The 20,049-nt window shown below is 41.6% G+C and carries 17 protein-coding genes, 2 tRNA genes, 1 pseudogene and 1 other annotated feature; of the genes and pseudogenes, 7 read left to right on the top strand and 13 right to left on the bottom strand.

What is annotated here, in order from left to right:
* Nucleotide 1: 1 nt before the first annotated feature.
* The gene (locus tag C7384_RS00135; protein ID WP_089937225.1) at nucleotides 2-1,042 is read left to right on the top strand and encodes a branched-chain amino acid aminotransferase; all 1,041 of its coding nucleotides are present in this window, start codon (nucleotides 2-4) and stop codon (nucleotides 1,040-1,042) included.
* Between the two features lie 39 nt (nucleotides 1,043-1,081).
* On the opposite strand, the gene C7384_RS00130 is transcribed toward C7384_RS00135, so the two are convergent.
* The 9 genes from C7384_RS00130 to C7384_RS00090 form a co-directional block, all read right to left on the bottom strand.
* Nucleotides 1,082-2,077: a biotin--[acetyl-CoA-carboxylase] ligase gene (locus C7384_RS00130; protein WP_089937223.1), complete on the bottom strand. Its 996-nt coding sequence runs from the start codon at nucleotides 2,075-2,077 to the stop codon at nucleotides 1,082-1,084.
* Between the two features lie 14 nt (nucleotides 2,078-2,091).
* Nucleotides 2,092-2,643: a biotin transporter BioY gene (locus C7384_RS00125; protein ID WP_089937221.1), complete on the bottom strand. Its 552-nt coding sequence runs from the start codon at nucleotides 2,641-2,643 to the stop codon at nucleotides 2,092-2,094.
* A 106-nt stretch (nucleotides 2,644-2,749) separates the two neighbouring features.
* Complete coding sequence (locus C7384_RS00120; protein ID WP_089937219.1) at nucleotides 2,750-3,187, bottom strand: YutD family protein; 438 nt, start codon at nucleotides 3,185-3,187, stop codon at nucleotides 2,750-2,752.
* A gap of 3 nt (nucleotides 3,188-3,190) precedes the next feature.
* On the bottom strand, nucleotides 3,191-4,549 hold the full coding sequence (locus C7384_RS00115; protein WP_089937217.1) for a bifunctional metallophosphatase/5'-nucleotidase: 1,359 nt from the start codon (nucleotides 4,547-4,549) through the stop codon (nucleotides 3,191-3,193).
* 85 nt (nucleotides 4,550-4,634) lie between these two features.
* Entirely contained in the window at nucleotides 4,635-5,726 is a 1,092-nt protein-coding gene (locus tag C7384_RS00110) for a M24 family metallopeptidase (protein ID WP_089937214.1), read from the bottom strand.
* A gap of 87 nt (nucleotides 5,727-5,813) precedes the next feature.
* Nucleotides 5,814-7,703 (bottom strand): bifunctional metallophosphatase/5'-nucleotidase, encoded by a 1,890-nt coding sequence (locus C7384_RS00105; RefSeq protein ID WP_243400686.1) that lies wholly within the window; start codon nucleotides 7,701-7,703, stop codon nucleotides 5,814-5,816.
* A gap of 131 nt (nucleotides 7,704-7,834) precedes the next feature.
* Nucleotides 7,835-8,149 (bottom strand): 50S ribosomal protein L27, encoded by a 315-nt coding sequence (rpmA, locus tag C7384_RS00100; RefSeq protein WP_089937212.1) that lies wholly within the window; start codon nucleotides 8,147-8,149, stop codon nucleotides 7,835-7,837.
* 27 nt (nucleotides 8,150-8,176) lie between these two features.
* Nucleotides 8,177-8,476, bottom strand: coding sequence for a 50S ribosomal protein L21 (gene rplU, locus C7384_RS00095; RefSeq protein ID WP_089937210.1), 300 nt, complete (start codon nucleotides 8,474-8,476; stop codon nucleotides 8,177-8,179).
* A 12-nt stretch (nucleotides 8,477-8,488) separates the two neighbouring features.
* Nucleotides 8,489-8,572 (bottom strand) — a sequence feature (ribosomal protein L21 leader region).
* 38 nt (nucleotides 8,573-8,610) lie between these two features.
* On the bottom strand, nucleotides 8,611-9,189 hold the full coding sequence (locus C7384_RS00090) for a TetR/AcrR family transcriptional regulator (protein ID WP_089937208.1): 579 nt from the start codon (nucleotides 9,187-9,189) through the stop codon (nucleotides 8,611-8,613).
* A 114-nt stretch (nucleotides 9,190-9,303) separates the two neighbouring features.
* On the opposite strand from C7384_RS00090, the gene C7384_RS00085 reads away from it, so the two are divergent.
* Together C7384_RS00085 and pnuC are read left to right on the top strand one after the other, a co-directional pair.
* Nucleotides 9,304-9,377 (top strand) — tRNA-Arg (locus C7384_RS00085).
* Between the two features lie 325 nt (nucleotides 9,378-9,702).
* The gene (gene pnuC, locus C7384_RS00080; RefSeq protein WP_089937206.1) at nucleotides 9,703-10,431 is read left to right on the top strand and encodes a nicotinamide riboside transporter PnuC; all 729 of its coding nucleotides are present in this window, start codon (nucleotides 9,703-9,705) and stop codon (nucleotides 10,429-10,431) included.
* A gap of 153 nt (nucleotides 10,432-10,584) precedes the next feature.
* On the opposite strand, the gene C7384_RS00075 is transcribed toward pnuC, so the two are convergent.
* Both C7384_RS00075 and C7384_RS08375 read right to left on the bottom strand, forming a co-directional pair.
* Entirely contained in the window at nucleotides 10,585-11,043 is a 459-nt protein-coding gene (locus tag C7384_RS00075) for a GNAT family N-acetyltransferase (RefSeq protein ID WP_089937204.1), read from the bottom strand.
* Between the two features lie 30 nt (nucleotides 11,044-11,073).
* Nucleotides 11,074-11,166 (bottom strand): hypothetical protein, encoded by a 93-nt coding sequence (locus C7384_RS08375; RefSeq protein ID WP_354001561.1) that lies wholly within the window; start codon nucleotides 11,164-11,166, stop codon nucleotides 11,074-11,076.
* 251 nt (nucleotides 11,167-11,417) lie between these two features.
* On the opposite strand from C7384_RS08375, the gene C7384_RS00065 reads away from it, so the two are divergent.
* Nucleotides 11,418-11,765, top strand: a complete 348-nt coding sequence (locus C7384_RS00065; protein ID WP_089937203.1) for an MmcQ/YjbR family DNA-binding protein — start codon at nucleotides 11,418-11,420, stop codon at nucleotides 11,763-11,765.
* 182 nt (nucleotides 11,766-11,947) lie between these two features.
* Here C7384_RS00065 and C7384_RS00060 read toward each other — a convergent pair.
* Nucleotides 11,948-12,037 (bottom strand) — tRNA-Ser (locus tag C7384_RS00060).
* A gap of 673 nt (nucleotides 12,038-12,710) precedes the next feature.
* Here C7384_RS00060 and C7384_RS00055 point away from each other — a divergent pair.
* Together C7384_RS00055 and C7384_RS00050 are read left to right on the top strand one after the other, a co-directional pair.
* Complete coding sequence (locus C7384_RS00055) at nucleotides 12,711-13,043, top strand: YjgN family protein (RefSeq protein WP_089937201.1); 333 nt, start codon at nucleotides 12,711-12,713, stop codon at nucleotides 13,041-13,043.
* 155 nt (nucleotides 13,044-13,198) lie between these two features.
* Nucleotides 13,199-13,837 (top strand): sunset domain-containing protein, encoded by a 639-nt coding sequence (locus tag C7384_RS00050; protein ID WP_089937199.1) that lies wholly within the window; start codon nucleotides 13,199-13,201, stop codon nucleotides 13,835-13,837.
* Between the two features lie 91 nt (nucleotides 13,838-13,928).
* On the opposite strand, the gene C7384_RS08235 is transcribed toward C7384_RS00050, so the two are convergent.
* On the bottom strand, nucleotides 13,929-19,415 hold the full coding sequence (locus C7384_RS08235) for an LPXTG cell wall anchor domain-containing protein (RefSeq protein ID WP_338064691.1): 5,487 nt from the start codon (nucleotides 19,413-19,415) through the stop codon (nucleotides 13,929-13,931).
* Between C7384_RS08235 and C7384_RS08340 the strand changes: the two are divergent.
* Nucleotides 19,336-20,049, top strand: a pseudogene (locus tag C7384_RS08340) (hypothetical protein); the annotation flags it as partial. The gene C7384_RS08235 and the pseudogene C7384_RS08340 overlap by 80 nt on opposite strands.

Here is a 20,049-nt window from a genome sequence, read left to right as displayed (position 1 = left end):
AATGACAGAGAAAAAAGCACAACCAAGCGACTTTGATTGGAACGATTTGGGTTTTGAATATCATGACCTGCCCTACCGTTACCGCGCCTACTACAAGGACGGTAAGTGGAGTGCTGGTGGACTTGAAACTTCATCAACATTGCCAATTCATGAAGCAGCTACTGGCCTCCATTATGGTCAAAACATTTTTGAAGGTTTAAAAGCCTATCGTCGTAAAGATGGTGGTGTGAATCTATTCCGCCCCGATATGAATGCGGCCCGTATTCAGCGCTCAGCTGATCGTTTGCTGATGGCCGAATTTCCGCAAGAACAGTTTGTTGAGGCCTTGAAAGAAGTTGTCAAGGCCAATCAAGACTTTGTGCCACCATATGGTACCGGTGCGACCTTGTACTTGCGACCATTCCAAATTGGAAATGGTCCCGTCGTTGGGGTTCATCCAGCTGATGAGTATGTATTTGAAGTCTATGCCACACCCGTTGGTGCCTACTATAAAGGTGGCTTGACCCCAACCGCCTATGTCACTAATTCCTATGACCGGGCTGCCCATGGTGGTACTGGTCAAGCTAAGGCTGGTGGTAACTACGCTGCCTCCATGTTGCCCGGTAAAGAGGCTCACGAAGCCGGTTATTCGGATGTTGTTTACTTAGATCCCCGTTTGCATGAGAATATCGAAGAATTGGGTTCGGCTAACTTCTTTGGGATTACCAAGGATGGCCGTTTCCTAACACCTAAGTCACCTTCTATTCTACCATCGGTTACTAAATACTCGCTTTTGGCTATAGCCGAAGAAATGGGCTTGCAACCCGAAGAAACGACTATTTCAATCAATGATTTGGATCAATTCGCTGAAGCCGGTGCTATGGGTACCGCGGCGGTCATCTCGCCGGTTGGATCCATTACCCATAACGGTAAGAAGCATGTCTTCTACTCCGAAACCGAAGTCGGTCCTTGGACCCAAAAGCTTTACGATCGCCTAACCGCTATTCAAAATGGTGATCAACCTGGCCCTGAAGGCTGGGTAGTTGATGTACCCCTCCAGTAAAAATCAAAATGACACTATCTTGATGATAGTGTCATTTTTTTATAAATTCAAATTAGATAACAACTTAATTTTAGTAACTTCCCCACTATAAATGGTTTCAGCTTGTCCTTGTTCATTGATTAGCAGCAAAGAACCCTGATCATCAATACCGGTAACCCGACCATTGATGAACTCACTACCAACCTGGACGGTCACTTCTTGATTTGTTAAAATCAATTTTTCTCGATATTCATCTAAGTAATCACCATTTTGGTAGTTAGTCGACATTAATACTAATTCATCCAAAATTTTAGCTAAAATTACATTACGGTCAACTGCCGGATCACTTTCATCCATGACACTCCCCGCTTTAGCTCTAATTTCAGCTGGAAAATCAACCGGCAATAGGTTCAACCCCAAACCAATAATCACCGCTGAATAGTGCTGACTCTCCAAGTCCATCGTTGCTTCAGTGATAATCCCGCCGATTTTATGATTATTAAGGAGTAAATCATTCACCCATTTCACTTGAAAATCTTTGTTGGGAAAAAAACTACTCAAAGCTCGAATAGCCGCAATTGCAGCACTGGTAGTTAATAGACCGGGTTCTAATTTAGAATCTTTCACCGGCAAAATCAAACTGACATAAATCCCCCGGCCGCTGGGACTAACAAAATGACGTCCCTGCCGACCATATCCACCGAATTGACCTTCAGCGGTAATGGCAACCGGTGCATCAATTGTATTTTTACTAATATAGTCCTTGGCATTAATCTGAGTTGAAGCAACCTCATCAAAACAGAGGACTTTAACAGCTGGTTTTATCTGTTGATAATTAGCTACTACCTGTGGATCTAACTTTAAACTTCCTTGGTAACAATAACCGCTTTTTTTCTTACTTTCAATTTGGTGACCACTGGCCTTTAAGGAACGAATTGCCTTCCAAACTGACTCACGGCTAATACCAAGTTGGTTGGCCAAAAGATCACCAGATAACCATTCTTGCGGGTGCTGCAAAAACTCTGCGAGAACTAAGTTTTTGGTACTTTCCACCATGTTTATCTCCTTTATTAATCAGCCATGGCGGGCATGCGCGAAACTGCCATGGCAATGATGACTGCCAAAACTACTTTAATTGTATCACCAATAATAAAGAACCCATTAGCTACTAAGGCAGACCAGAAAGGTAGATGGGCACTGCTACTTAAGAAAAGTGTACCGATACCATAAACCCAGATAATACTGATTACCCAGAGTAAAATCCCTTTTACCCACCAACTGCCAGGATTTGGTAACCTTTTAAGGATGCCATTGTAAATAATTGGCATGAATAACCAAGAAATGATATATCCGGCACTGGGTCCCATAAAGACCACCCAGCCACCACGACCACCGGATAAAATTGGTAATCCCAATGCAATTAAAATCATGAAGACGGCCATGACTGCAGTGCCCCGTTTAGCTCCTAACAAGAGCGTAATCAACATGACCCCTAAGTTTTGCACGACAATTGGTACTGGAATTACCCCCAACGGTATTCCTGGAATCATCCCCATCACAATCAAAAGTGCCAAAAAGGCGGCCGAAATCGTTAACGCTGACAATGAATTATTCTTACTCATATCTTCCTCCCATATTTTTTGATTAAGAACGAATTTATTCTATCATTTAGTTACCCAGCTGTAAAGTTAAGGGTTACTTAAATAAGACGATAAAAAAACAACTCGCTTAGGAGTTGGTCTTATTACTGTGATTATAGTTACGAGAACGGTGTTTACGTGGCGCAGGATGATTATTTTTACGAGGAGCACGTGGCGTTAAATTTTCTAAAACAAAATACGGAGCGCCAAAATTGACATACTCGTAGAGATAATCCTCCAAAGCAAAAATTTTGTTTTCCCCCGGAACCGCCCGGCTATTTTTGTAAAAGCCCTTGAGTCGAAGCTGGTCAGCAGAAATATCCCCTACTAGATAATCATACCGGGCTAATAAAGGGGTGTAACGTACTGCCAATTTAATTGGGTCAAAAGCTGATTTAAAGTTCGTCACCAGTTGTAAATCTAAATGATCAATCGTAACTTTATCGCCTAAATAACCCACTTCAAAGGCCTTTTGACGTTCAGCCTGTTGGGCAATCGTGCGCTCTTTTAAGGTTTCATGGTCCATATTTTATTCCTTCTCGGGCTTAAATCCATAACGACGCTGATAATAATCAGCCATAAATTCTCGTAGCAAGGTGCCTAATTTAATTGTTAAACGGGCATCATCCAAAACTGGGAAAAACTCAATCCAATGGTAATGATCCAAAGTAGCTAACTGATAATCAGCTCGGTCATTAATTGGTTGTCCTTGATACAGTATCTGTCCAGTATGGTTGCGTTCAATACCAGATAACATTACCTCACCGAAAACTTTACCACGAAAGCCATTGCCTTTCATGGGATGATCTAAAAGATAAGTTGCTTTTTGATCAATTTCATCCATTAATTGCTTTAATTCACGGCCACTTAAAGTGACTAGCATCGGATTAATCGAATGGGGCATACTTTCTAATAAATCATACTGGTTGAGTGGTCCTGCCAGTAAATCATTGACAAACATCCCGGTCGAAACCATTGCGGCTGGCACTTGAAAAATTTCTTTTAGCGCCGTCATTGCCGCTTCTCCCTGCTGACTAGCCGATAATTCTTCCGGTAAATCAGCGACGGGGCGCGCCTTTAAGACTTCACTCCCCGCTTGCAACCAGGAACGAACCTGTTCTAAATCATCAACTTCTTCGGCTAATTCATAGCTGGGAATTGCCTGAGCCTGACAAGCAACCAGTTGATGCTGAGCGTTCACCGTTAAATCGACTCGGCCGACATGACTACCATAGCGACCAGCCGCAGCTAACATGGTGCCGTTGATCAATTTTCCTTCTGGTAAAACATGATGAGTATGGGCACCCAAAATTAAATCTAAATCAAATTTTTCAGCCAATTCTTCATCAGTTGGTAAACCTAAATGTGATAGAAGTACAACAATATCAGCCTCTTGGTGCAAAATTGGTACATAGCGACTTAAAGTCTCATCCACTGATAAGGGTTGCCAATTCAAAGAGCGGTAGGTCAATTCATAGGGGGCGGTTAAACCAATGACGGCGATTTTTGTCCCAGCTGGACTGGTATAGATTTGATAAGGTTGCGCCCAGGCCGGTTGATTGTTTTCAGGTAGTTCCTTAAAATTAGCGAGTAAAACATCAAAATTGGCTTGATCGTATAATCGGTTTAAATTGGCATGAGATAAAACTAATCCCTCATTATTACCAATCGTGACTGCATTATAATGCACGGTATTCATTAACTCGACATTGGCCCGGCCCATCGTCGCATCAGTTAAGGGATTTAACCGGTCAATGGCATCGCCAATATCGAAGGTAAAAACTGCTGGATTTTGGGCTTGTTCTGCTTGCAAATAGCGGGCAATGCGGGGCCAATTTTCAAAGTGTGAGTGGAGATCATTGGTGTGTAATATTTCAATTTTTTCCATGGTAACCTCCCTTTCTTCTTATTGTAAAGGACAATGCGGGTCGGCGCAAAAAAACCTCTAACCAAGTTAGAGGTTGAACTTAAATTTAACGATCAATGACAATTAATTCCTTGCTAATACCTTCAGTTAGGTTTTCATGTCCTTGGGGTGTTACCAAAATATCATCTTCAATCCGAACACCACCACGATCTGGTAAATAAATACCCGGCTCAATCGTTAGTAAGTTACCAGCTAAGACTTCATCGCCAGCGTTAACCGTCAAGACTGGTCCTTCATGAATGTTCAAACCAGCACCATGTCCGGTTCCGTGATTATAATATTGACCATAGCCCCGTTCTTCAATGTACTGGCGGGCAACCCGATCAATTTCAGCAGTGGCAATCCCAGGCTTTACAACATCAATTGCCTCAGCGTTTGCCTCTTTGACAATGTTGTAAATCTTTTCTAGTTCAGGATCGATTTGACCCATAGCAATCGTCCGCGTCACATCCGAAGTATACCCATCGACATAGTAACCAAAATCAATCGTGACTAGGTCACCGGCTTCAATGATCTTGTCAGTTGCTTCCCCGTGAGGTAAAGCGGAACGATAACCCGAAGCCACAATTGTATCAAAGGAAGGCTTGCTACCACCGAATTCCTTTTGCAGGCGATCTAATTCATCAGCTACTTGTCGTTCAGTTTGACCAACTTTAATGAAGTTCAACAATTCATTAAAGGCTTTAACTGAAGCCTGCGTCGCTTTTTTAATGGCGGTAATTTCTTGCTCATCTTTAGCTTCACGGAGACTTTCAATCGCACCCGGCAAAGCATCTAGACTAATATCAGCCGGCAATAGCTCTTCGATATAGTTGTAAATTTCGTATGACAGACTAGCTTCAAAGGCTAATTGCTTAATACCAAATTCAGCTACGGTTTTCACCGCTTCAGCATAATACTCGCGCGTAATGGCCAAGCTTACATCTTCTGGCAATTGATCTTGATATTCAGTTTGATAACGAGCATCGGTAATTAAACGAGCTTCATGCAAGCCAACGACTAGCAAACCGTCGCCTGTACCCCCCTTAAAGCCGGTTAGATAACGCAGATTATAGCCTTCCGTTACAATCAAGCCATCTAAGCCCATCTTTTGCAACAATTGTTGTAACTTATGAATTCGATTTTCTAAATATGCCATACTAACCTCATTTCCTATTAATCTTATTGTAACATAAATGACCTAGACCAAAAAAAGACTAACTCCAAAGAGCTAGCCTTCAATATTTTAAACGTAGATTTTACGATCCAAAGTTGGTGTTTGAATCTTGTGTCCATCAGCGGACATATCCTTCAAATATTGAACGAATATATCAGTATCAGAACCAGCAGAAGCCAGCACCTTACTCTTCTTAAAGGCTGTGAAATAATCTCCCCCACCTTGTAAGAATTCGTTAGCAACAACTTGATAAGTCTGATCGTCTTGAACCTTAGTACCATCATCTTTGGTAATGTCTAGCACCACAAAAGGTTGATCAGGATTATCTTGCTTAGTGTAAGTATAATGTAAGCCAGCAATTTGCAATGATAGGCGTTGACCGTTCATATACTGTTGGTTTAGCGCCTGACGAATGTCTTGCCCCTTCATTTCGACAACCTTCAAAATGTTACCAAAAGGCTGAACAGCTGCTGCTGCTGACCAAGTAACGGCGCCATCAGCTGGGTTAACTTCCAAGTCCGAACGAATGCTACCAGTATTTGTCATGGCAAAATCAGGATGGAAACCTTGCTTGGTTGCTTCGTAAAGTTGTGCCTTAGCAACCAATTCACCAGCTTGGTTTTCCATGCTGGCCGTGTTGTGCAACCGACCAGTAATGGTCTGCTTATCTTGGGCATAACCAATCACAGCGTTAGCCTTCTTAGCAATCCGGTGATCCGCATCAGCTACAATGGCCGCCACGTTGGCATCATCCTTAGTAGCTGGATCATCTTCTTTGGAAAGCACTGGATAAACATGACTAGTAATATGATCAAATTCACCCGTATCAGGATTTACGTAAGCCCAAGTATCATCATAGGCCTTACCGGTATAAACCGCCTGAACCACATGAGTTTTACCAACCTTGGCATTGGCGTACTGGTGCGAGTGAGCAGCTACGTACAAACCAACCTTGTTATCAGGGTCGATTGCATTTAACTTTTGCAAAATATCAACCGTTGGACCAGTTGTACTTGCGTTAGGATCAGTCTTAACTCCGGTATGGGCCACTACAACAATGGCGTTAACGCCCCGACTACGCAAAATCTTATCGTACTTGGCAATTGTTTCAGCTTCGTCAAGCACCTTGTAGTCCTTGTAGTTGTCATAAATAGTTAACGTTGGTAGGGTTGACGTTTCCAAACCAATAAAACCAACGCGAGCATCACGACCGTTGAAGCTGACATTACGAATTTCGTAAGGCTTGTAACCGTATGGGATTTGACCATTATCAGCCCGAACCACATTAGCAACAACCATATCCAACCCACTATTCTCGTGGGGATATTCTTTAACAAGTTCATCGGCGTTGGCAGCTGGTTGGCCACCCGTTAAAATCCGATTAAACTCTGGCAAACCACGGTCAAATTCATGATTCCCTAAAGTAGCGATATCAAAGTTCATCGCCTTTAAAGCATGCATGGTTGGTTCGTGAGCTAGTAGAGCTGAATTAGCCGGAGAAGCCCCGACTGCATCACCAGCTTCCAACCGAATCGAGTTATCTGAACCAGTCGTATCTTTAAACTGTTCCTGAGCTTGATTCAAATATGAAGATAAACGGGCTACTGTCCCAGCATTTTGATAAGTCCGCTGGCCGATAGTAACGGCATCCTTGGTATCCAAACCACCGTGCAAGTCGTTAATTCCTAAGAATTGAACCGGAATGTCCGTTTGATACTGCTCTGGTATATACCAGAAATCAGGTTCTTGAATCGGCTTGCTGTATTTATCGACACCATTAGCAACCGTTACTGTTGGACTAGTGGTACTATCCGTAGCCGTCTGAGGCTGGTTCGTCACTTGTACTGACTGTGTGTTCGTCTCAGGTGTGGCCTGATCGGCACTAGCCGGTAATGCAATCCCCATAAATCCTAGGGTAGCGGTTCCCAATAGGAGCCGCATCCATCGTTGTTTTTCCATTGCCATTCCCCCAATATTCCTTATATGTACCATTATACCTAAAAAGCAAACGTTTTTAATGATAATCAGATTATAATTCGTTAATTAGTTAAATGAGGGCACAAAAAAACAGCCGAAGCTGTTCTAAAAGTTTAGGCGTTAGCCAAGATTTGCTTGTATTCTTCACGTGTGTAAACGGATACTTGACGCTTGTCACGGCCCTTACGCTCGAACTTAACAACCCCATCAGTCAAGGCAAAAAGTGTATCATCGTTACCCTTCTTAACGTTAACACCTGGGTAGATGTGCGTACCGCGTTGACGGTAAATAATTGAACCAGCAGTCAAAGCTTGTCCATCAGCAACCTTAGTACCCAAGCGACGACCGGCTGAGTCACGACCGTTGGCTGAAGATCCGCCTCCCTTGTGGTGGGCAAACATCTGTAAGTTATCTTGATTCATCAACATAAGTCTATTCTCCTTTACAAAAAATGATTACGCGATAGAATCAATCTTAACGCGCGTATATGGTTGACGGTGTCCCTGCTTAGTGTGGGAATGCTTCTTAGGACGGTACTTGAAAGTTACAACCTTCTTTTCCTTACCCTGCTTTTCAACAGTTCCCTCGACCTTAGCACCTTCAACAAAAGGTGCACCAATCTTTGAATCCGTCAATACAACTTGGTCAAATACGACCTTTTCACCTTCAGCAGCATCCAACTTCTCAACGAAGATAGTATCTCCTTCAGTGACCTTGTATTGCTTACCGCCTGTTACAATAATTGCGTATGCCATTACTGTTATTCTCCTTTTACTTAGACTCACCATTATAGGCGGCTGGGCCCTAGTCCACAGCATGCTTTAACCTAATCTGAGTGGTTGTAGCTACGCTAACAACTTCTCCAGTTTATCAAAAAAGGACTTGTAAATCAAGGTAAAGGCTCAAAGTTAAACCAAATCAGAGCGGTTTGACTGTTGGCGCCAATGCTAATTCTAAATATTTCTGTAAATTCACGTAATAATTTAGCTTGGCTAAGCTCCATGTTGTTCGTCAACCAACGTGCCAGGCAGGCCCAAAAGCCCGCCATAATAACTTCCCCCTGATAGAGCAAGTCCCGCCGCACGTTTGGATCTGTGACTTGCTTTAGTCGGTAACCAGCAGCCTGTCTTAATTGCCTTAAGAGTTCTGGATAAAAACTCGGGTTAATAGCCATATTCAGGCTTTGATGATAAAAAGCGGCTCGCTCTTGGACTAAATTAATAACTCGGGCCACTGGAAATTGTTCATCAATTTGATCCAAAATTTCTTGGATTAAATCTTGGTTTACATCCCTAATTAAGGCATTTTTATTAGCATAGTGCCGATAAAAAGTCCCCCGTGATACCTCAGTAGCTTCAAGTAAATTAGCTATTGAAAAATCTTGACCATGGCTAATAAAGTTTAGTGCCGCGTCTTTAAGTGCTTGTTTGGAGCGCACTGTCCGCGCATCCTCGGTATTTACTTGCATACTTCTCCCACTAAAAATTCAAGTTCTTTCTATTATACCAGACGAATTTTAAAAGTCGGCCTGGCAATCTAGTAATTGCGCTGGGATTCTGCTATTCTTAGATAGTAAGTTTTTGCACTGGTAGCTCAGCTGGATAGAGCAGCCGGTTTCTACCCGGCAGGTCGAGGGTTCGACTCCCCCTCAGTGCATAGAACGTGTTGATATGACAGCATTTATAGCTTATTTACAGTAATAATATAAACAGCATCCAAACTATTCTTAGTGGTCTGGGTGCTTTTATATTTGTACAAAATTATTAAATATACTGATAATTATTTTTGTAAACTATTTAGTTTTTTCAAAACTCTTTTATTACGACTCTTCATCTTTGGAACAATCCAAAACAGATTCCCTTCTTATTATTAGTTGTCAATTTTAATGTTAAAATATCAATTGTTTACCAATAGTGGTAAATAAATCATTACGGTGCGTTGCTTCCGATGACGGCACCTAAAAAACAATAGGAGGATTCAAATGAATCACACGAAAGATGTTCTTAGAATGACATTCGGATGGAAAGCCATTCTAACGGACTTGCTGACCCTTAAGAAAGCAACTAAATGGCTTCTACTAGCCATGATTGCCTCTCAAGTTGTTACATTCATATTTTCTGGGGATCGTTCACAATTAGCATGGTTGACCCTTTGGACAGGTCTAGCAACAGTGACCAACCTAGCATTAGTTGATCAGGGAAAACAGTCAAACTTCTTCTGGGGACTGCTTTGCACCTCAGCATGGATGATTGTCGCCCTAAACTCCCGTACCTTTGGGGACGTTTTCGCTCAAGGATTTGCTTTCATCATGCAATTCTTTGGCATTTATTTCTGGTCAAAACATCGTAATGAGCAAAAAGGAGAGCTTATTGCTAAGAGTATGCCAAAAAAACTCGGATTGCTGACAGCAATTATAACCATCATTGTTTATATTGGGGTATTGATGATTTCAAAACATTTGAATGGTCTGCAAGTGTATCTTGATTCTGCAGTCCTACCACTGAATATTATTGGTCAAGTCCTAATGACCTATGGCTACCGTTCCCAATGGTTCGCTTGGTTATTAGTTAATCTAATTCAGGTCATTGTATGGAGCCAAAATATTTTTATCCTAAATGGCTCTTACGCAGTGTCAATGCTTGTTTTACAAATAGTCATGCTACTAAATTCCATCTACGGAACTTGGTATTGGTATAACAAACAAGAATAATTTTTCACAGGCCTACCTAAAAGGTAGGCTTTTAATTTGTCTATGACAACAAAAATATGATGTTCCATCGTTTAAAGGTTATGGTAAAACACCATTCCTTACTTTCAGCACGTTTTCTTAGCAATATAGTTTCACCACTGCTGGCAAAAAATACTAAAAGTTATCATTTTCTAAGATCATATCAATATGTGGTAATCCATCTTCTAAATAGACCTCAGAAACTGGTTTGAAGCCAAAAGAGCTATAAAAATCTTTTAGATATTCCTGCCCGGCAATTTTTACACCTTTATCTGGATACAGTCGCTTAATTGCGGCTAATGTTGTTTCAATTAGTTTACGTCCAAGGTGTAAATTGCGATACTTTTTAGGTACTAATACACGTCCAAAACTAACATATTGAGCGTTATCACTAGAAACAATACGAGCATAAGCCACTAATTTACCATCACTTTTTAAAATAACATGCGTTGCTGAGTAGTCTTTTATATCTACCTCTTGATATGCACAGTTCTGTTCAACAACAAAGACACGCACACGTTCTTCAAATATATTTAATAGTTCTTTTGGACTAAGTTCATCCGTTTTCTTTACAATAATTTGAATATTATCCATAGGTATTTCCCTTCCGTGCATGAAAATCATTTATGACCGATTCGTAGCGCTATCATCCTTTCGCCAACAGGACAGAAAATATCCCTTTTTCGTTGGCATTTTTTTGGCCAACCGACTACGGATGGTACCATTTCCTACTCAGAAAACCATGCCCTCATAGTCGCTATTTTGTAGCTCATAATTTATGCTAGAGATTTCATTATGCAATCTATCCTGTATCACTTGTTCCATCAACTTTAAAGATTTCATATTTATATCCTTAAAAAAATCATTGTGTGCAACTATTTGGGCCATATAATAAATTTAACATATGGAACAAATGTCATTGTCAATTATTAGCGATACATTATCTTATATAGAAAGCGAGTAGCAAAATGCAATTTAAACTTGATGAATTGGTTAACCTCACCATTAAATATAGTAACGGCTACGAAGATTTTCCCTTTAACGGTGGCAAGTCGCACGAAAAAATTATTTGGCATATCATTCGACATCCAAAAAATAAAAAAATCATAGCAATGATTTTTATCAAGGATACGACGCTATGGCTGAATTTAAAATTAACCGCGGAACATGTCAGCCAAATGGTTCATATTAGTGGGATTGAACCTGGTTATCATATGAATAAAAAATACTGGATTTCAATTAACATCAACAATACCGAAATATTAGAAGAGGAACTAATCAATATGATTAAAGAAAGTGCCCAGTTAACGGAGTAACGGTACTGCTAATTTACGACAAATAAAAAAACGGCGTTTAACCGTTTCCTTGTCCCCTTATAGCCACATGAAGAGCAGTCGAATACCTGCGCGCCTAAGAGGCACAGGATCAAAGCAATATAGATTAGTTTTAATTCTTTTCGCATAATCAATTAACCTAATCATTGTTTGGTTCAATTTAAAGGAGCTAGCGGGATTTGAACCCGCACACCGCCATACGACGGCTCGACGGATTTCGAGTCCGCTGCAGTACCAGATTGTGCCATAGCTCCAATTTCCATTAATGAATAGCAAACTATCCGAATAATATTGTATCTTATGCCAGTCCTGTTTAGTAGTGCACAATTTATACCATTTACGACTACAAATCCTACCATTAAGCTATTTAACAAGATATTTTTAAATAAAAATATTCCAAAATCAGCCCTTGTTACAGCACTTAAATTTTAAGTTTGCTTTTCTTTTAAATTGTTCTATACTGAACTCGTATGAAGTTTTTGATATATGGGTTTTAGGCATTTTTGGAACCGTTACCACAAACTTGGGCATTCACTAGGTACCTTCAAATACAATCTCATGCAATCTCACTTTTAGCCTAGTGTTGTAAGCCCCGCTACTTATTATTAGGGCGTTCATCAGTTTCGATTTCTCATAGTTTGTTAGATTGCACACACTTATCCGCTGATGATATAAGTCCCAGGCGTCTTACGTCTACCCTAGGCGTTCGCTATCTCTTCTGGCTGATAGCGATATAAGTCCTATACATAACCTGCTGTATACCCAGGTTAATATTATTATGTCTAGGGTGCAAAAACCTCAGGCGCACAGATCACACCGCATTCTCGTAATTGAGGATGCTTTTTAATTTATGGCTTTTAAATGCTCTAATACCAAGCATGTTAAACTAAAATTGTTACTTTATAATAATTAAGGAGAAATATTGTAATGCCTACAACAAACGAAATTCGAAACGGTCGCACTTCATTTTTTGATGGTGGTTTAGTTTCTTTAATTGGCTGGTCTGTTTTGGGAACTATTATTACGGCCTTTTCATTCGGTATTCTCTACCCTTGGGCGCTGGTCATGATTTATGGTTGGAAAATTAATCATACTGTTATCGATGGACATCGCATGCAATTTAATGGTAGTGCACTAGGTCTTTTTGGTAACTGGATTAAATGGCTCTTTTTCATAGTCATTACCCTTGGCATTTACGGCTTTTGGGTTGGAATCAAACTTGAAGATTGGAAAGCTCGTAATACAACTTTCATTAACTAACCACCCTCTCTGAAATTTAATGGCCGAAAGTATGCAAAATAATTGTATGCTTTCTTTTTTTATCCCTAAATTGATAAAATATTAATCGACTGGAATGTTAAATATGCCACATTATGGTTATTTACCTCCAGATAAATAGATTTCGGGAGAAAAGTATGCTTACATTTTTTGCACTATTACTTTTAATTAGTTTTTTTACCAGTTTAATTTTTGGTATCAAAATTTTAATTAATAAATTCATATATAAAATTGATTATGCCAAAAATAAGAAAATAACACTGGTATCATTCGTTGTATTACTGATATCATTTGTCGGTGTTGGCTTCAACAGCTCTGAAAGCAAATTAACAGCCCAACAAGTCCACCGGAATAGTTCATCCAGTAAGAAATCCAGTACTAGCAGCTCTTCACACAAACAAGAAAGTTCTGCTAGTTCCACCAAAAAAGAGTCTTCCTCTTCAACAACCAAGCACAACAGCAGTACCACTAGTCAGTCTTCCAGCACAAGCACTATTAGTAGTTCTTCATCAATCAGCTCTACTGCACAACCAGCTGTAGAGCCAGAGTCAAGTCAATCCAGCCAACCAACACCTCCGGCTGATCCACAACCCCAACCGGAAGTCCAAGCAGCACAACCGGCTTCACAGGTGACTGGTACAATTATCGGCGATGCTAAAAGTAGAATTTATCATATGCCCGATCAACAGCATTACAATATCAAACCGGGTAACGCCGTTTATTTCAATAGTGAACAAGATGCCTTAAATGCCGGATTTAGAAAATCTAAACGATAAGACCTCCATAAAATAACATTACAAAAAGCCCCTGGATTTAAAATCCAGGGGCTTTTGCCATGCTTGGGGTTAAAAAGTAATGCTTGTTGTCTTACTTTTCTTCCTCTTTCTTGCGCTTTGAACCAAGTACACCTAGTGACAAGGTTGCAGCAGCTAAGCCGATTAGGCCGGCGGCTGATTGCTTATTACTATCTTTTCCTGTATTTGGCAAAGCACTGTGTCCTTGTGCTTTCGCATTCGAAACAGAAGTTGAAAGAACAGGGCTCAAGCTTGTTGATGTTGAGTTTGGTACTACCTTACCGTGAGCCGAACTCGTTGATGTTGAAGCAGCAGCCGAGGCTGATTGACTCATTGATTCAGAATCAGACATTGAGGCTGGGTCGTTGGCCTTTGACTTTGAAGTCGAAGCTGATTGACTAGCACTCGTTGACATTGACGTTGAACCAGCAGCCGAGGCTGATTGACTCATTGACTCAGAATCAGACATCGAGGCTGGATCGTGCGCTGCCTTTGAGCTTGAAGTCGAAGCCGATTGGCTCGCACTCGTTGACATTGACGTTGAACCAGCAGCCGAGGCCGACTGACTCATTGACTCAGAATCAGACATCGAGGCTGGATCGTGCGCTGCCTTTGACTTTGAGGTCGAAGCAGATTGGCTTGCGCTCGTTGACATTGAGCTTGATGTTGACTGGCTCGTTGAGGCTGAAGCCGGGTTGCTACCATCCTTTGAAGTTGATGTTGAAGCCGACTGACTTGCACTTGTAGACATTGAGTTAGAAGTTGACTGACTCATTGAGGTTGAAGCAGAAGCTGAAGCCGGATTGCTACCATCCTTTGAAGTCGATGTTGAAGCTGACTGGCTTGCACTCGTTGAGGTTGAGTCTGAATTATTACCATTCTTTGAAGTCGAAATTGAAGCCGATTGACTCGTTGATTCGGAAGTACTGTCAGACTTTGAATCCGAAATTGAGGCTGAAGTTGACGCACTTGCTGAGATCGAAGCAGACTTTGAACCAGAAGTTGAATCAGAAAGCGACGTGCTGGTTGAAGTTGATGCACTCATCGAAGCAGCCGATACTGATTCACTCGCAGAATTACTAATTGACTTTGAATCAGAAATCGAAGTCGAAGTTGAAGCGCTTACTGATGTTGACGTAGAAGTGCTAATTGACTTTGAGTCAGATTCAGAATCAGAAGTCGAGGTACTTACTGACTTAGAAGTCGACTTGGATGTTGACTTGGAATCAAAGGATGAAGTCGAGCTAGAAATTGATTGACTAATTGAAGTCGAATCACTGCTTGACGTTGAATCAGCATTCGATTGAGAAGTTGACGTACTTGCCGACTTTGACGCAGACTTTGAACCTGAAACTGAATCAGAAATCGAAGTGCTAGTTGAGGTCGAAGCACTCATTGAAGTAGCCGATGCTGATTCACTAGCTGAATCACTCGTTGATTTCGAATCAGAGTTCGACATCGATGTTGAGGTGCTTGCTGACTTGGAAGCGGACTTCGAACCAGATACGGAATCAGAAACCGACGTACTAGTTGAAGTTGACGTACTCATCGAAGCTGCTGATGTCGATTCACTAATTGATGCTGAAGTAGAATCGCTAGTTGACTTTGAGTCAGAATTTGAGTCTGAAGTCGAGGTACTTGCCGACTTCGATGTTGACTTAGATCCAGAATTTGAATCTGAAGTAGAGATTGAACTTGAAATCGACTGACTCACTGAAGTTGAATCACTAGCTGACTTTGAATCAGAATTTGAAATACTGGTTGAAGTCGAAGCACTAGCTGAGGCGGTCGAATTCGATCCAGAAACAGAAGTACTTACAGAACTTGACTTTGAATCAGAAACCGATGTCGAAATCGAAGCTGAAATTGAACTTGAATCGCTGGTTGACTGTGAATCTGACTTAGATTCAGAAGTTGACGTACTTGCCGACTTTGAACTTGACTTCGAGCCAGAGGCTGAATCAGAGATTGAGTTACTGGTTGAGGTCGACTGATTTGATGAAGTCGATTCTGAAGTCGACTTGGATGAGCTATTTGAAATCGAAGTACTGATTGATGACGAATCGCTCACCGACTTAGAGTCAGAACCAGATTCAGAAGTTGACGTACTTGCTGACCTTGAAGACGACTTTGAACCTGAAGTTGAATCAGAAATTGAAGCACTAGTCGAGGCCGATTGACTTGCTGAAGCCGATTCAGAAGTTGACTTCGAAGAACTATTTGAAATCGATGTACTCATTGAAGCAGTTGAATCGGAGTTCGAAATTGAAGTCGAGATTGACTCGCTAGTTGAGGTTGAATCTGAGCTCGACCCAGAGGTTGAAGTGCTAGTTGACTTAGAAGTCGACTTTGAACTTGAACCAGAATCAGAAGCCGAAGCACTGGTTGAAGTCGAAGTACTTACTGAAGCTGCGGAAGCCGATGTTGAGGCCGACTTTGAAATACTGTCAGAAGTTGAGTTAGAAATCGATGTTGAAACTGAACTTGAGGTCGATGTTGACTCACTACTTGACTTTGAATCTGAGTTCGAATCAGAAGTCGAAGTACTTGCGGAACGTGAGGCCGACTTTGAGCCAGAAGTTGAATCGGAAATCGAGGCACTGGTTGAAGCCGACTGACTTGCTGAATCAGAAGCTGAAGTTGACTTCGAAGAACTATTTGAAATCGACGTACTCATTGAAGCCGTTGAATCGGAGTTCGAAATTGAAGTCGAGATTGACTCGCTAGTTGAGGTTGAATCTGAGTTCGAATCAGAGGTTGAAGTACTTCCCGACTTCGAAGTCGACTTTGAACTTGAACCAGAATCAGAAGCCGAAGCGCTGGTTGAAGTCGAAGTACTTACTGAAGCAGCCGAGGCCGATGTTGAGGCCGACTTTGAAATACTGTCCGAAGTTGAGTTAGAAATCGATGTTGAAATTGAACTTGAGGTCGATGTTGATTCACTACTTGACTTTGAATCTGAGTTCGAATCAGAAGTCGAAGTACTTGCTGACTTAGAAGTCGACTTTGAACCAGAAGTTGAATCTGAAATCGAAGCACTCGTTGAAGCCGACTGACTGGCTGAATCAGAAGCTGAAGTTGACTTTGATGAGCTGTTGGAAATCGAAGTACTCATTGAAGCTGTTGAATCAGAGTTCGAAATTGAAGTCGAGATTGACTCACTAGTTGAGGTTGAATCTGAACTTGAGTCAGACATTGAAGTACTTGCTGACTTAGAGGTCGACTTTGAACCAGAAGTTGAATCTGAAATCGAAGCACTCGTTGAAGCTGACTGGCTGGCCGAAGCAGATTCAGAAGTTGATTTCGAAGAGCTATTTGAAATCGACGTACTCATTGAAGCCGTTGAATCCGAGTTCGAAATCGAAGTCGAGATTGACTCGCTAGTTGAAGTTGAATCTGAACTTGAGCCAGAGGTTGACGTACTAGTTGACTTTGAAGTCGACTTGGAACTTGAACCAGAATCAGACGCAGAAGCACTGGTTGAAGTCGAGGTACTTACTGAGGCTGCCGAAGCCGATGTTGAGGCCGACTTCGAAATACTGTCAGAAGTTGAGTTAGAAGTTGAGTTAGAAATCGATGTTGAGATCGAACTTGAAGTCGAAGTCGAGTCACTACTTGACTTTGAATCTGAATTGGAATCAGAAGTTGAAGTACTTGCTGACCTTGAAGCCGACTTTGAGCCAGAGGTTGAATCAGAAATCGAGGCACTAGTTGAAGCTGATTGACTGGTCGAAGTAGATTCAGAAGTTGATTTCGAAGAGCTATTTGAAATCGACGTACTCATTGAAGCAGTTGAATCTGAGTTAGAAATTGAGGTTGAAATCGAACCACTAATTGAGGTCGAATCTGAGGTCGAGTCAGATGTCGAAGTACTTCCCGACTTCGAACCAGAATTTGAACCAGAAGTCGAGTTAGAAGTTGAAGTACTCATCGAAGTCGAAGTACTTGCTGAGGCAGCCGAAGCCGATGTCGAAGCTGACTTAGAGATACTGTCAGAAGTTGAGTCCGAAATCGACGTTGAAATTGAACTTGACGTCGAAGTTGACTCACTACTTGACTTTGAGTCAGAACTTGAATCGGAACTTGAGGTGCTAGTTGACTTCGAAGACGACTTCGAACCTGATGTTGAATCGGAATTTGATGTCGAAGTTGAAGTACTTGAGGACTTAGAAGCAGATGTCGAAGCCGAAGCTGAATCAGAAATCGAGGCACTGGTTGAAGCCGACTGGCTCGCTGAATCAGAAGCTGAAGTTGACTTAGATGAACTATTTGAAATCGACGTACTCATCGAAGCAGTTGAATCTGAGTTCGAAATCGATGTTGAAATCGAACCACTAATCGATGACGAATCAGAAGTCGAATCAGATGTCGAAGTACTTCCCGACTTCGAACCAGAGGTAGAACCAGAATTCGAGTTAGAAGTTGAAGTACTCATCGAGGTCGAAGTACTTGCTGAGGCAGCCGAAGCCGATGTCGAAGCTGACTTAGAGATACTGTCAGAAGTTGAGTCTGAAATCGACATTGAAATTGAACTTGACGTCGAAGTTGACTCACTACTTGACTTTGAGTCTGAGTTTGAGTCAGAAGTTGAAGTACTTGCTGACTTAGAAGCTGATTTCGAACCAGAAGTTGAATCTGAAATCGAAGCACTCGTTGAGGCCGACTGGCTTGCTGATGCAGAGGCCGATGTCGACTTAGAAGAACTATCCGAAATCGAAGTACTCATCGAAGCGGCTGAATCCGAGTTAGAAATCGACGTTGAAATTGAACCAGAAATTGAGGTTGAATCTGAGGTAGATGTACTTGAAGCCTTCGAACCAGAGGTAGAGCCAGATGTCGAATTAGAACTCGAAGTACTCATTGAGGTCGAAATACTCATCGAAGCGGTTGAGTCCGAATTCGAGATTGAAGTTGAAATTGATTCGCTCGTCGACTTGGAATCTGAGTTTGAACTAGATGTTGAAGTACTTGCTGACTTGGAAGCTGAAGTTGAACCAGAAATTGAGTCCGAAATCGAAGCACTCGTTGAGGCTGATTGACTGATTGAGTCTGAAATCGAAGTTGACTTCGAAGAACTATTTGAAATCGACGTACTCATTGAAGCCGTCGAATCCGAGTTCGAAATTGAAGTCGAGGTTGATTCACTGTTTGACTTCGAATCAGAACTTGAATCCGAACCAGAAGTACTTGTTGATTTAGAAGTCGACTTGGAAGTTGAACCAGAATCAGAAGTCGAAATACTCATCGATGTCGAAGTGCTTGTCGAAGCAGCCGAAGCACTGGTTGAAGCCGACTTAGAAATGCTGTCAGAAGTCGAGTCCGAAATCGAAGTTGAAATTGAACTTGATGTTGAAGTTGATTCGCTACTTGACTTTGAGTCAGAGCTTGAATCCGAACTTGAAGTGCTGTTCGACTTAGAAGTTGACTTTGAACCGGAAGTCGAATCTGAATTTGACGTCGAAGTTGAGGTACTTGCTGACTTGGAGGCCGATGTCGAACCAGAAGTTGAATCAGAAATCGAAGCACTAGTTGAAGCAGACTGGCTAGTTGAAGTTGACATCGAACTTGAAGCAGACGTGCTAGTTGAAATCGAAGCACTAGTTGAATTTGAAGTTGAAGTCGAAATCGAACTAGATGTTGAAGTTGACGCACTGGCTGATGTTGAGTCCGAGTTTGAAATCGAAGTCGAGGTACTTGCTGACTTCGATGCTGAAGTTGAACCAGAAATCGAATCGGAAATCGAAGCACTAGTTGAAGCCGACTGGCTCGCTGAATCCGAAATCGAAGTTGACTTTGAAGAACTGTTCGAAATTGAAGTACTCATCGAAGCAGTTGAATCAGAATTTGAAACCGAGGTCGAAATCGATTCGCTACTTGAAGTTGAATCTGAGGTTGAAGTGCTCGATGACTTTGAACCAGAGGTTGAACCTGAAGTCGAGTTAGAAGTTGAAGTACTCATCGAAGTCGAGATACTTGCTGAAGCAGCCGAAGTCGATTCAGAAGCTGAAGTTGAACCAGAAGCGCTGGTTGAATTCGACGTTGAAGTCGAGATCGAACTAGACGTCGAAGTTGATTCACTAGCGGACTTTGAATCCGAGTTTGAAATCGAAGTCGAGGTACTTGCTGACTTCGATGCTGAAGTTGAACCAGAAATCGAATCGGAAATCGAAGCACTAGTTGAAGCCGACTGGCTA

Source organism: Convivina intestini (assembly GCF_003096575.1).
Classification (GTDB): domain Bacteria; phylum Bacillota; class Bacilli; order Lactobacillales; family Lactobacillaceae; genus Convivina; species Convivina intestini.
The sequence above is the reverse complement of the archived record's forward strand: the minus strand, read 5'-3'. Positions and strand labels throughout refer to the sequence as shown.

What these genes read in the sequence shown, in the direction of transcription:
- C7384_RS00135 (WP_089937225.1), top strand. Translation starts at nt 2, where the DNA reads ATGACAGAGAAAAAAGCACAACCAAGCGACTTTGATTGGAACGATTTG.
- C7384_RS00130 (WP_089937223.1), bottom strand. Translation starts at nt 2,077, where the DNA reads ATGGTGGAAAGTACCAAAAACTTAGTTCTCGCAGAGTTTTTGCAGCAC.
- C7384_RS00125 (WP_089937221.1), bottom strand. Translation starts at nt 2,643, where the DNA reads ATGAGTAAGAATAATTCATTGTCAGCGTTAACGATTTCGGCCGCCTTT.
- C7384_RS00120 (WP_089937219.1), bottom strand. Translation starts at nt 3,187, where the DNA reads ATGGACCATGAAACCTTAAAAGAGCGCACGATTGCCCAACAGGCTGAA.
- C7384_RS00115 (WP_089937217.1), bottom strand. Translation starts at nt 4,549, where the DNA reads ATGGAAAAAATTGAAATATTACACACCAATGATCTCCACTCACACTTT.
- C7384_RS00110 (WP_089937214.1), bottom strand. Translation starts at nt 5,726, where the DNA reads ATGGCATATTTAGAAAATCGAATTCATAAGTTACAACAATTGTTGCAA.
- C7384_RS00105 (WP_243400686.1), bottom strand. Translation starts at nt 7,703, where the DNA reads ATGGAAAAACAACGATGGATGCGGCTCCTATTGGGAACCGCTACCCTA.
- rpmA (WP_089937212.1), bottom strand. Translation starts at nt 8,149, where the DNA reads ATGTTGATGAATCAAGATAACTTACAGATGTTTGCCCACCACAAGGGA.
- rplU (WP_089937210.1), bottom strand. Translation starts at nt 8,476, where the DNA reads ATGGCATACGCAATTATTGTAACAGGCGGTAAGCAATACAAGGTCACT.
- C7384_RS00090 (WP_089937208.1), bottom strand. Translation starts at nt 9,189, where the DNA reads ATGCAAGTAAATACCGAGGATGCGCGGACAGTGCGCTCCAAACAAGCA.
- pnuC (WP_089937206.1), top strand. Translation starts at nt 9,703, where the DNA reads ATGAATCACACGAAAGATGTTCTTAGAATGACATTCGGATGGAAAGCC.
- C7384_RS00075 (WP_089937204.1), bottom strand. Translation starts at nt 11,043, where the DNA reads ATGGATAATATTCAAATTATTGTAAAGAAAACGGATGAACTTAGTCCA.
- C7384_RS00065 (WP_089937203.1), top strand. Translation starts at nt 11,418, where the DNA reads ATGCAATTTAAACTTGATGAATTGGTTAACCTCACCATTAAATATAGT.
- C7384_RS00055 (WP_089937201.1), top strand. Translation starts at nt 12,711, where the DNA reads ATGCCTACAACAAACGAAATTCGAAACGGTCGCACTTCATTTTTTGAT.
- C7384_RS00050 (WP_089937199.1), top strand. Translation starts at nt 13,199, where the DNA reads ATGCTTACATTTTTTGCACTATTACTTTTAATTAGTTTTTTTACCAGT.
- C7384_RS08235 (WP_338064691.1), bottom strand. Translation starts at nt 19,415, where the DNA reads ATGTCAACTTCAACTAGCCAGTCTGCTTCAACTAGTGCTTCGATTTCT.